Consider the following 11,583-nt stretch of genomic DNA (forward strand, 5'->3'; position numbering starts at 1 on the left):
CACGCTGCGGCGGGGGCAGGACGTCCGTCCAGCACCCTATCGGGGGCCCTCCGCGACGGCCCGGTCCGCCTCGGCCGGGTCCAGCTGCGGCGCGTCCCGCCGCAGCCACAGGAAGTACTCGACGTTGCCGGACGGCCCCGGCAGCGGGCTGGCCGTGACCGCCCGCACTCCCAGCCCGAGCCGCCAGGCCTCCCCTGCTACCTGACGGATCGTCTCGGCCCGGAGTTCCGGACTGCGCACCACACCGCCGCTGCCGAGCCGTTCCTTGCCGATCTCGAACTGTGGCTTGACCATCAGCACCAGGTCTGCATCCGGCGCACAGCAGCCCGCCAGGGCCGGCAGCACCAGCCCCAGCGAGATGAATGACAGATCGCCCACCACCAGGTCGACCGGCGTCCCGCCGATCCCCTCCACGGTCAGCTCCCGCACGTTGGTGCGGTCCATCACGGTGACCCGCTCGTCGCTCTGCAGCGACCAGGCCAGCTGCCCGTAGCCGACGTCGACCGCCAGGACGTGCGCCGCCCCGGTCCGCAGCAGCACGTCGGTGAAGCCGCCGGTCGACGCACCGGCGTCCAACGCCCGCCGCCCCTCGACCACCAGGCCCTGCGGGACGAACGCGGCGAACGCGCCCGCCAGCTTGTGGCCGCCGCGCGACACGTAGTCCGGGTCGCTGTCGTCCTTCGCCACCACGACCGCCGCCGAGGTCTCCACCTGGGTGGCCGGCTTGGTCGCGGTGGTGCCGCCGACCGTCACCCGGCCTGCCGCGATCAGTTCGCTCGCGTGCTCCCGCGACCGGGCCAGCTTGCGGCGCACCAGCTCCGCGTCGAGTCGGCGTCGTGCCACTGCCACTGCTGTTCCATCTCCTACACGCCGCTCCGGCCGGCACGGCCGGAGCGGGCGGTCACTCGTCGTCGAGGGCGGCCAGGATGTCCGTGAGCCGCTGGTGAACATCTTCGTACACCGCGGGGTGCGCCTCGGTCTCCGCCCCGTCCAGCGCCTCCAGCCGGGCCAGCGCGTCGTCCACCGGCGGGTGACCGGTGCGGGCGGGCTGCTCAGGCACCGCCGTCCTCCTTCGGGGGCTGGCGGCGGGTCACCGTCTTCTTGACGACGGTCTTCTTCCCCGCCGCCTTCTTCACGGTGGCCGGCTGCGCGGCGGTGCGCTTCGCGGTCGCCTTGCGGGTGGTGGTCTTCTTGGTGGTCGTCTTCTTCGCGGTGGTCTTCTTCGCGGTCGTCTTCCTGGCCGCGGTCCGGTCGGCGGCGGTCTTCTCTGCGGCGGCCTCGGCTGCCGTGCTGCCGCCTGCCGTACCGCCGTCTGCCGTGGTCCCGTCTGCGGCGGCCGGCTGCTCGGCGGTCTTCTTCGCCGGCGTGCGCTTCGCGGGCGCCTTCTTCGCGGCACCGCTCGGCGCCGCGGCGGCCTTCCCGGCCTCCGGCGCGGCCTCGGCCGCCGGCTGGGCGGCGGCCTCGGGGCGTGCCGGACCGGGCCGCGGCTCGGTGACCACCGGCTCGGGCTCCCCGTCGTCCCACCCGGCGTCGAACAGGCCGTCCGCCCGGTTCGCGGGCTTCGCGGCCGCGGGCGGCGCCGACGCGGTCTCGTCCTCATCGTCGACCGACCGGAGCTTGCCCTCCAGGTAGCTCAGCACGACGCCGACCTTCACCATCTGGTCGCCGACCCGCTCGAACACCCGCTCCACCTCGCCACGGGCCACCCCGACCGCGAGATCGACACCGGCCCGGCCGACCGTCACCGCCTCGGTCGCCAATATCTGCAGCGACCGCACCGAGGGCGGCACCTGCTCGGCGACCCGCTTCTCCACCGCGGCGACATCCACGCCGCTGCGCTCCAGCAGGTCCGACGCCGCCCCCACCACCCGGCGGCCCGCCTCCTCCGCGATCCCCGCCGCGACCACCACCACGCCCCGCACTGCATCACGCAGCATCCGAACGCCTCCTCCGCTTGCCCGGGTCCGCTCCGACGCTACCCCGTACCGCCCCCGCACCGCTGCACCGCACGACCGGCCGGGTTCCCCCACTGGGTTAGCGTGGGGGCGATCGGACGGCCGCCCGGCCCTCCGACCGTGGTCGACGGGAGCAGGACGCGATGGCCAGCATCGAGGAGTGCCGCGCGGCACTGGAACAGCTCAGCCGCAACCTGGCCGGCTCCGACGGCGACGTCCGCAAGGCGGCAGCCCTGGACCGCTCGCTGACCTGCCACCTCACCGACCTCGACCTGACCTTCACCGGCCGCCTGCGCGACGGCCGGATCGCCGACGTGACCGAGGCCCCCGGCAAGCCCGCCACCAAGGCCGACATCCGACTCGCGATGTCCGGCGACGACCTGGTCGCCCTCGTCGGCGGACGGCTCAACTTCGCCTCGGCCTGGGCCGCCGGCCGCGTCCGCCTGGAGGCCGGCTTCCGCGACCTGCTGCGGCTGCGCACCCTGCTCTGACCGCCGCCCGACCGCCCGGCGGGGCAGCCGGGCCCGGACGGCCCGGCCTCAGAAGCCGAGGTCGGCCAGCGCCTTCCGCCCGTCCGCGGGAGTGCCGTCCGCGTCCATCGCCGTCCAGGCCGCCGCGCACAGCGCCCGCAGGCCGTCCCACCGGTCGCCGGAGCCGTCGAGCGTCAGCACGCCGTCCGTCGCCCGGGCGGTCCAACCACCGCACGCGTGCCCGCCGTCGGCCTCGGAGACCTCCGGCTGGGCGGTGAGCAGACCGCGCAGGTCGGCCGCCAGGTACGTCGGCCGGTGCTCGACCGGTGCAGCGAGCAGCTGGGCGGGCGTGGCGATGCCGGTGAACACCAGCAGGCTGTCGACCCCGCCGTTGAAGGCGCCCTCGATGTCGGTGTCCAGCCGGTCGCCGACCACCAGCGGCCGCTGCGCGCCGGTGCGGATCACCGTCTCGCGGTGCATCGGCGGCAGCGGCTTGCCCGCCACCTGCGGCTCCTTGCCGGTCGCCGCCCGGACGGCCGCCACCAGCATGCCGTTCCCCGGCGCGATGCCGCGCCCGGTCGGCACGGTCAGGTCCGTGTTGGAGGCGATCCAGGGCAGCCCCGCGGCCACCGCGTACGAGGCCTCCGCGAGGTCCTTCCAGCCGAGCGACGGGTCGAAGCCCTGCACCACCGCCACCGGCTGCTCGTCCATCGACCGGACGGCGACCAGGCCGTGCTCGGCCAGCGCCTCGACCAGGCCGGCGCCGCCGCACACCAGCACCTTCGACCCGGCCGGCACCTCCGCCGCGACCAGCCGGGCCGCCGCCTGCGCCGAGTTGATCACGTCCGCGGCCTCCGCCGGCACGCCGAGCTCGGTCAGGTGCTCGGCCACCACCCGCGGCGGCCGGGAGGCGTTGTTGGTGACGTAGGCCAGCCGCATCCCGGCGTCCCGCGCGGTGGCCAGGGATTCCACGGCGTGCTCGATCGCGTGCGGCCCGGCGTAGACGACGCCGTCCAGGTCCAGCAGTGCGGTGTCGTACGCCTCGGTGAGCGGCCGGTCGGACCCGCCCGGAGCGGTCCGCCCCCGGCCCGCTCCGGTGGTGGCCGCTCCGGTGGTCGTCGCTGCAGTGGCCCGGCTGGTCGCGGTGTCCGTCATCGCCTGCTCGTCCTCGTTCCGTCGTCGTGCACCGTCGTGCGTCGTCGTGCGTCGTCGCCCGGGCCGCGGCGCCGTTGCCGCACCTCACTCCCCGCCGTCGGGCTCCTCCGGCGGCGCCAGGTAGCCCGGCGCCCCGGGCATCAGCGGCCCGAAGGCCCCGGCCCGCGCGGCGAGCGTCGCCCTGGTCTGCCTCAGCGCAGCCCGGTAGTGGGCGTTCTCCGGTCGCATGGCGACCGCCAGCGCCAGGTGCTCGGCGGACGCATCGAAGTCGCCCAGCCGGGCCGCCGCCACGCCCCACCCGAACTGAGCGTAGTCGTCGGACGGATCGGCCAGCGCAACGGCCCGGAAGCTCTCCAGCGCCGCCGCGTACGAACCGGCGTCGAACTGGGCGCGGGCCAGTGCCTCCCGGATCGACCGGGAACCCGGCTCCGCCTCGGCGGCACGCGCCAGCAACTGCACGGCCGCCGCCGGGTGCCGCTGGTCCAGCAGCTGCACCCCGCGCCGGAACCAGTCGTACACGTCGCCCTCGGGCGCGCCCGTCCCCTCGCTGCCGCCCACCCGCTCCTGGCCTCCGCTCATGCCGTCCCTCGCTCCCCGTCCCGGCCCGGGCCCGTCACCGGGCGCCCCGGCCTCTCCACCGATCTGGCAACACTCCCCACCCGGTGAACATGCCCCGATCCGCGCCCGTGATCACGTCCCCGGGGCACCCCGCGGTGCGTGCACTGATACCGATACGGAGGGACGCCGCCTCGCCTGCTGCGATCCTGTACGTGAACACCGGCCCCCCGATCGGAGGCAGGGGTTTCCACGCGAGGAGATTCGATGAGTGCACCCAGTGCGGACAGCGGAGCTGCGGCTCCGGCGGGCGGCCCCGGCGACCCCGGGCACGTCGCGACCGCAGGGCTGTCCCTGTCCCCCTTCCGCGGCCTGCGGTACGTCCCGGACCGGGTCGGTACCCTCGCCGCGGTCACGTCGCCGCCGTACGACGTGGTCGACCCCGGCCGCCGGCAGGACCTGGAGACCGCCGACCCGCACAACGTGGTCCGGCTGATCCTCCCCCGCCCCGAACCGGAGGACGCCGGGGACCGTCCCGACCGCGACACCCGCTACCGGCACGCCGCCCGGCTGCTCGCCGAATGGCAGTCGCAGGGCGTCCTCGCGGCCGACCCGGTGCCCGCGCTGTACGTCTACGAGCAGCGCACCCACGAGGCCGGCGGCGGCACCCTGCAGCGCGGCCTGATCGGCGCCCTCGCCGTCAGCGGCCGCGAGGCCGGCGTCGTCCTGCCGCACGAGGACGTCATGCCGCGCCCGGTGGCCGACCGGGTGGGCCTGATGCGCACGACCCGCGCCAACCTCGAACCGCTGCTGCTCACCTACCGCGGCAACGGCGGCGCCGCCGGCGTGATCGAGCGCGCCGCCGGCCGCGAGCCGCTGCTCGCCACCACGACCAGCGACGGCACCGACCACCGCCTCTGGGCGGTCACCGACCCCGCCGACTTCGCCGAGGTCACCCGCGACCTCGCCACCTGCCGGGCCCTGATCGCCGACGGCCACCACCGCTGGGAGATGTACCTGCGGCTGCAGCGCGAGCACCGCCACCTGCCGCGCAGCCCCTGGGACCGCGGCATGGTGCTGCTCGTCGACACGGCCCGCTACCCGCTCAACGTGCGGGCGATCCACCGCGTCCTGTACCGCCTGCCGGTCGCCACCGCGGTCGCCGCGCTCGGCCCGCACTGGCAGGTCAAGGAGGTGCCCGGACCGCTGGACGCCGCACTGCAGGCCCTCGCCGAGGCCAAGGAGCACGGCGGCAACGCCTTCGTACTGACCGGCGGGGACGGGGTGTACCGGCTGGTCGGCGAACCGGACGAGGAGCGGATCGCCGCCACCGTCCGCACCGACCGGCCCGAGGAGTGGCGCCGGCTGGACGCCACCGTGCTGCACGAGACGCTGCTGGAGCACACCTGGCAGGTCCCGGACGCCCCCGACCACATCGGATACCTGCACACCGCGCGTGCCGCCGAGCAGGAGGCCGCCCGTAGCGGCGGCACCGCCGTCCTGCTCCACCCGGTCGAGGAGCGGGTCGTCCGGCGGCTGGCCGAACAGGGCGTCACCATGCCGCGCAAGTCGACCTCCTTCGGCCCGAAGCCCGCGACCGGCCTGGTGCTCCGCTCCCTCACGCTCGGCTGAGGCCGGCCCCACCGCGCACGAGGACGCACTTGGACGCACAACGGCGGAGGGCCCCACCGCAGCCGCGGTGGGGCCCTCCGTCACTCGGGTCCCGGGGGACGCCGGATCAGTCGCGCCTCGGCTCGCCCTCGCCGCCGTCCTTCGCCTCGGACTCCTCGACCTCGTCGATCTCGAGGTCGTCCTCGTCGTAGTACTCCTCGACGTCTTCCTCGTCCTCGTAGATGACGCGGTCGTCGCCGATCTCGTCGTGCGCGATCTTGCGGACGGGGGCCTCGGCCTGCTCGGCCTCCTCCTCCGCCTCGCTCTCCTCGAGCGCGTCGACGAACTCCAGGCCGTCGATCTCGGCCAGCCGCTCCGAGGCGTTGGTGGAACCCTCGGTGTCGGCCTCGGCCGCCTTCGCGAACCAGTCGCGGGCCTCCTCGCCGCGCCCGGCGGCGATCAGCGCCTCCGCGTAGGCGTACCGCAGACGGGCGGTCCACGGGTGGATGGCGCTGGACGCGAGCTCGGGGCTCTGCAGCGTCACCACGGCGGCGTCGAACTGCTCCATGTCGCTGCGGGCACCCGCGGCGACCAGGCGCATCTCGACCTGGCCGGCCTTGTCCAGCTGCTTCACCTCGGGCTCGCCGGCCATCGCCAGCGCCCGCTCCGGACGGCCCAGGCCGCGCTCGCAGTCCGCCATCACCGGCCACAGGTCGGCACGGCCGGTCATCCGGCGGGCGGCGCGGAACTCGGTCAGCGCCTCCGAGTAACGCTGCGTCATGTAGGAGGCGAAACCGGCCGCCTCACGGACGCTCGCGACGCGCGAGGCCAGCCGCAGCGCGACCCGCGAGTACTTGTAGGCCTCCTCCGGCTCGCTGTCGAGCAGGCGGGCGACCATCACCAGGTTGCGCGCGACGTCGTCGGCCAGCGTCTTCGGCAGGCTCTTCAGGTCCTGGCGCACATCGGCGTCGATCTCGAACCCGGTGACGTCCTCCGGGATCGGCAGCCGCTGGACGGGCTCCTGGGAGCCACGACGGTCGTCGTAGTCCCGGCGGTCGTCCCGGCGGCCCTCGAAGCGCCCGCCCCGGTCCCCGCGGTCCCCGTACGGCCGGCCGGCACCGCGCCCACCGCGGTCGTCACGGCCGCGGTAGCCACCACCCGACGGACGGTCGCCGTACGACGGGCGGTCGTCGCGACGCGGACGGTCACCGTAGGACGGCCGCTCGTCACGGCCGCGGTAGCCACCGCCGCCACCGGACGGACGGTCGCCGTACGACGGGCGGTCGTCGCGACGCGGACGGTCCCCGTAGGACGGACGCTCGTCACGACGGAACTCACCACGGGGGCGGTCGTCACGACGCGGACGGTCACCGTAGGACGGGCGCTCGTCACGACGGAACTCACCACGCGGGCGGTCGTCACGACGCTCACGGTCCCCGTAGGACGGGCGGTCGTCACGACGCGGGCGGTCGCCGTACGAGGGGCGGTCGTCGCGGCCGCGGTAGCCACCGCCACCACCGGACGGACGGTCCCCGTACGACGGACGGTCGTCGCGACGCGGACGGTCACCGTACGACGGGCGGTCATCGCGACGCGGACGGTCACCGTACGACGGGCGGTCATCGCGACGCGGACGGTCACCGTACGACGGGCGGTCATCGCGACGCGGACGGTCACCGTACGACGGGCGGTCGTCGCGACGCGGACGGTCACCGCCACCACCGGACGGACGGTCCCCGTACGACGGACGGTCATCGCGACGCGGACGGTCACCGTACGACGGACGCTCGTCACGACGGAACTCACCACGCGGGCGGTCGTCACGACGCTCACGGTCCCCGTAGGACGGGCGGTCGTCACGACGCGGACGGTCACCGTACGACGGGCGGTCGTCGCGACGCGGACGGTCACCGCCACCACCGGACGGACGGTCCCCGTACGACGGACGGTCGTCACGACGCGGACGGTCACCGTACGACGGGCGGTCATCGCGACGGGGGCGGTCGCCGTACGACGGGCGGTCGTCGCGGCCGCGGTAGCCACCGCCACCACCGGACGGACGGTCCCCGTACGACGGACGGTCGTCACGACGCGGACGGTCACGGTCGTCACGGCGGTAGCCGCCCTCGCCGCGGTCGTCACGGCGCGGGCCGCGGTCGCGGTCGTTAGACCAGCCCCCGCGCGACCGGGGCTGGTAGCCGCGGCCGTCGTCCGATCGACGCTCGGGACGGTCCTGGGGCGGGTTCGACATTCCGGTGGCTCCTTCTGCTGCTTCAACTCGGCCGTTTCGACGTCCGTCGGCAGCGACACCAACGCCCTGTACGGCCCGGCGGCGACCATACGGCCACACGCCTCTTCCATTGTCCGGCATCGGGTGCCGAGCCGCGTCCGGGCTCGAACTCCCTTGCCGTGGTTGCTCGTTCGTGTCCGCGGAAAACGCAAAAGGCCGCGGCCCCAGCGAATCGCTGGGGCCGCGGCCTTTGAATAATTGTTCGGCGGCGTCCTACTCTCCCACAGGGTCCCCCCTGCAGTACCATCGGCGCTACGAGGCTTAGCTTCCGGGTTCGGAATGTAACCGGGCGTTTCCCTCGTGCTATGACCACCGAAACCCTATCGGGTATTCAGCGAAACACACTTTTCAGTTGATAAGTGTTACTTCGTTCGCCGGCGATAGCTGTTCGCTACCCGGGAACCACACAGTGAACGCGAGCGTCTGAGGACAAGCCCTCGGCCTATTAGTACCGGTCAACTCCACCCATTACTGGGCTTCCATATCCGGCCTATCAACCCAGTCGTCTACTGGGAGCCTTACCCTCTCAAGGAGGTGGGAGTGCTCATCTCGAAGCAGGCTTCCCGCTTAGATGCTTTCAGCGGTTATCCCTCCCGAACGTAGCCAACCAGCCATGCCCTTGGCAGGACAACTGGCACACCAGAGGTTCGTCCGTCCCGGTCCTCTCGTACTAGGGACAGCCCTTCTCAACACTCCTACGCGCACAGCGGATAGGGACCGAACTGTCTCACGACGTTCTAAACCCAGCTCGCGTACCGCTTTAATGGGCGAACAGCCCAACCCTTGGGACCTACTCCAGCCCCAGGATGCGACGAGCCGACATCGAGGTGCCAAACCATCCCGTCGATATGGACTCTTGGGGAAGATCAGCCTGTTATCCCCGGGGTACCTTTTATCCGTTGAGCGACGGCGCTTCCACAAGCCACCGCCGGATCACTAGTCCCTACTTTCGTACCTGCTCGACCCGTCAGTCTCACAGTCAAGCTCCCTTGTGCACTTACACTCAACACCTGATTGCCAACCAGGCTGAGGGAACCTTTGGGCGCCTCCGTTACCCTTTAGGAGGCAACCGCCCCAGTTAAACTACCCACCAGACACTGTCCCTGATCCGGATCACGGACCCAGGTTAGACATCCAGCACGACCAGAGTGGTATTTCAACGGCGACTCCACAACAACTGGCGTTGCTGCTTCACAGTCTCCCACCTATCCTACACAAGCCGAACCGAACACCAATATCAAGCTATAGTAAAGGTCCCGGGGTCTTTCCGTCCTGCTGCGCGAAACGAGCATCTTTACTCGTAATGCAATTTCACCGGGCCTGTGGTTGAGACAGTCGAGAAGTCGTTACGCCATTCGTGCAGGTCGGAACTTACCCGACAAGGAATTTCGCTACCTTAGGATGGTTATAGTTACCACCGCCGTTTACTGGCGCTTAAGTTCTCAGCTTCGCCCGACCGAAATCGGACTAACCGGTCCCCTTAACGTTCCAGCACCGGGCAGGCGTCAGTCCGTATACATCGCCTTACGGCTTCGCACGGACCTGTGTTTTTAGTAAACAGTCGCTTCTCGCTGGTCTCTGCGGCCACCCCCAGCTCAGACCGTAAAGGTCGTCACCAGGGCTGGCCCCCCTTCTCCCGAAGTTACGGGGGCATTTTGCCGAGTTCCTTAACCACAGTTCACCCGAACGCCTCGGTATTCTCTACCTGACCACCTGAGTCGGTTTGGGGTACGGGCCGCCATGAAACTCGCTAGAGGCTTTTCTCGACAGCATAGGATCATCCACTTCACCACAATCGGCTCGGCATCAGGTCTCAGCCTCAATGAGTGACGGATTTGCCTATCACTCGGCCTACACCCTTACCCCGGGACAACCACCGCCCGGGCTGGACTACCTTCCTGCGTCACCCCATCGCTCACCTACTACCACCTTGGGCCACCGGCTCCACCACTCCCCTTCACCCGAAGGATCCGGGACGGCTTCACGGGCTTAGCATCAGAGGGTTCAGCGTTGGCGCTTCAAAGCGGGTACGGGAATATCAACCCGTTGTCCATCGACTACGCCTGTCGGCCTCGCCTTAGGTCCCGACTTACCCTGGGCAGATCAGCTTGACCCAGGAACCCTTGGTCAATCGGCGCAAGAGTTTCCCACTCTTGTATCGCTACTCATGCCTGCATTCTCACTCGTGAACCGTCCACGACTCGATTCCTCGGCCGCTTCACCCGGCACACGACGCTCCCCTACCCATCACAGCCTCCGTTGGGAGTATTGCTGCAATGACACGACTTCGGTGATGTGCTTGAGCCCCGCTACATTGTCGGCGCGGAATCACTTGACCAGTGAGCTATTACGCACTCTTTCAAGGGTGGCTGCTTCTAAGCCAACCTCCTGGTTGTCTCTGCGACTCCACATCCTTTCCCACTTAGCACACGCTTAGGGACCTTAGTCGGTGTTCTGGGCTGTTTCCCTCTCGACCATGGAGCTTATCCCCCACAGTCTCACTGCCGCGCTCTCACTTACCGGCATTCGGAGTTTGGCTAAGGTCAGTAACCCGGTGAGGCCCATCGCCTATCCAGTGCTCTACCTCCGGCAAGAAACACGCGACGCTGCACCTAAATGCATTTCGGGGAGAACCAGCTATCACGGAGTTTGATTGGCCTTTCACCCCTAACCACAGGTCATCCCCCAGGTTTTCAACCCTGGTGGGTTCGGTCCTCCACACGGTCTTACCCGCGCTTCAACCTGCCCATGGCTAGATCACTCCGCTTCGGGTCTTGGGCATGCAACTCAAACGCCCTATTCGGACTCGCTTTCGCTACGGCTACCCCACACGGGTTAACCTCGCTACACACCGCAAACTCGCAGGCTCATTCTTCAAAAGGCACGCAGTCACAGTCCGAAGACTGCCCCCACGGCTTGTAGGCACACGGTTTCAGGTACTATTTCACTCCGCTCCCGCGGTACTTTTCACCATTCCCTCACGGTACTATCCGCTATCGGTCACCAGGGAATATTTAGGCTTAGCGGGTGGTCCCGCCAGATTCACACGGGATTTCTCGGGCCCCGTGCTACTTGGGAGATGAGCAAGCAAGCCGCTAATGTTTCGTCTACGGGGGTCTTACCCTCTACGCCGGACCTTTCGCATGTCCTTCGACTACACCAACGGTTTCTGACTCGCCGACCGGCCGGCAGACCGATCAAGCTCATTCCCACAACCCCCCGAGCGCAACCCCTGCCGGGTCTCACACGCTCAAGGTTTAGCCTCATCCGGTTTCGCTCGCCACTACTCCCGGAATCACGGTTGTTTTCTCTTCCTGCGGGTACTGAGATGTTTCACTTCCCCGCGTTCCCTCCACTTACCCTATGTGTTCAGGTAAGGGTGACAGCCCATGACGACTGCCGGGTTTCCCCATTCGGACACCCCCGGATCAAAGCTCGGTTGACAGCTCCCCGGGGCCTATCGCGGCCTCCCACGTCCTTCATCGGTTCCTGGTGCCAAGGCATCCACCGTGCGCCCTTAAAAACTTGGCCACAGATGCTCGCGTCC

General features: G+C 69.9%; 9 protein-coding genes and 2 rRNA genes. 2 read left to right on the forward strand and 9 right to left on the reverse strand.

Annotated features, from left to right (window positions below):
* Positions 1 to 36: 36 nt before the first annotated feature.
* From KSNIM_RS11415 to KSNIM_RS11425, 3 genes are read right to left on the reverse strand one after another with little or no spacing between them, the layout of a single operon-like run.
* Complete coding sequence (locus KSNIM_RS11415) at positions 37 to 843, reverse strand: TlyA family RNA methyltransferase (protein WP_263107906.1); 807 nt, start codon at positions 841 to 843, stop codon at positions 37 to 39.
* Between the two features lie 58 nt (positions 844 to 901).
* Positions 902 to 1,060, reverse strand: coding sequence for a hypothetical protein (locus KSNIM_RS11420; protein WP_263103134.1), 159 nt, complete (start codon positions 1,058 to 1,060; stop codon positions 902 to 904).
* Positions 1,053 to 1,937 carry a histone H1-like repetitive region-containing protein gene (locus tag KSNIM_RS11425; protein ID WP_263103135.1) on the reverse strand — a complete coding sequence of 295 codons (885 nt, stop codon included), beginning with the start codon at positions 1,935 to 1,937 and terminating at the stop codon, positions 1,053 to 1,055. Before KSNIM_RS11425 ends, KSNIM_RS11420 begins: the two co-directional genes overlap by 8 nt.
* 161 nt (positions 1,938 to 2,098) lie before the next feature.
* On the opposite strand from KSNIM_RS11425, the gene KSNIM_RS11430 reads away from it, so the two are divergent.
* On the forward strand, positions 2,099 to 2,446 hold the full coding sequence (locus KSNIM_RS11430; RefSeq protein ID WP_263103136.1) for an SCP2 sterol-binding domain-containing protein: 348 nt from the start codon (positions 2,099 to 2,101) through the stop codon (positions 2,444 to 2,446).
* Positions 2,447 to 2,494: 48 nt separating this feature from the next.
* Here the strand turns inward: KSNIM_RS11430 and KSNIM_RS11435 are convergent, their stop codons facing one another.
* Positions 2,495 to 3,580, reverse strand: a complete 1,086-nt coding sequence (locus tag KSNIM_RS11435; RefSeq protein WP_263103137.1) for an HAD-IIA family hydrolase — start codon at positions 3,578 to 3,580, stop codon at positions 2,495 to 2,497.
* A gap of 84 nt (positions 3,581 to 3,664) precedes the next feature.
* Positions 3,665 to 4,159 carry a tetratricopeptide repeat protein gene (locus tag KSNIM_RS11440; protein WP_263103138.1) on the reverse strand — a complete coding sequence of 165 codons (495 nt, stop codon included), beginning with the start codon at positions 4,157 to 4,159 and terminating at the stop codon, positions 3,665 to 3,667.
* Between the two features lie 243 nt (positions 4,160 to 4,402).
* On the opposite strand from KSNIM_RS11440, the gene KSNIM_RS11445 reads away from it, so the two are divergent.
* Positions 4,403 to 5,767 carry a DUF1015 domain-containing protein gene (locus KSNIM_RS11445; protein ID WP_263103139.1) on the forward strand — a complete coding sequence of 455 codons (1,365 nt, stop codon included), beginning with the start codon at positions 4,403 to 4,405 and terminating at the stop codon, positions 5,765 to 5,767.
* Positions 5,768 to 5,873: 106 nt separating this feature from the next.
* Here the strand turns inward: KSNIM_RS11445 and KSNIM_RS11450 are convergent, their stop codons facing one another.
* The 4 genes from KSNIM_RS11450 to KSNIM_RS11465 all read right to left on the reverse strand — a co-directional run bounded on the left by KSNIM_RS11450 (position 5,874) and on the right by KSNIM_RS11465 (position 11,567).
* Positions 5,874 to 6,707 carry a tetratricopeptide repeat protein gene (locus tag KSNIM_RS11450; protein WP_263107907.1) on the reverse strand — a complete coding sequence of 278 codons (834 nt, stop codon included), beginning with the start codon at positions 6,705 to 6,707 and terminating at the stop codon, positions 5,874 to 5,876.
* Positions 6,692 to 8,086, reverse strand: coding sequence for a hypothetical protein (locus KSNIM_RS39070; protein ID WP_317634008.1), 1,395 nt, complete (start codon positions 8,084 to 8,086; stop codon positions 6,692 to 6,694). Before KSNIM_RS39070 ends, KSNIM_RS11450 begins: the two co-directional genes overlap by 16 nt.
* A 150-nt stretch (positions 8,087 to 8,236) precedes the next feature.
* A 5S ribosomal RNA gene (gene rrf, locus KSNIM_RS11460) occupies positions 8,237 to 8,353 on the reverse strand.
* Positions 8,354 to 8,461: 108 nt separating this feature from the next.
* Positions 8,462 to 11,567, reverse strand: a 23S ribosomal RNA gene (locus KSNIM_RS11465).
* Positions 11,568 to 11,583 lie beyond the last annotated feature (16 nt).

The sequence above is a fragment of the Kitasatospora sp. DSM 101779 genome (assembly GCF_025655475.1).
In the GTDB taxonomy this organism is placed as follows: domain Bacteria; phylum Actinomycetota; class Actinomycetes; order Streptomycetales; family Streptomycetaceae; genus Kitasatospora.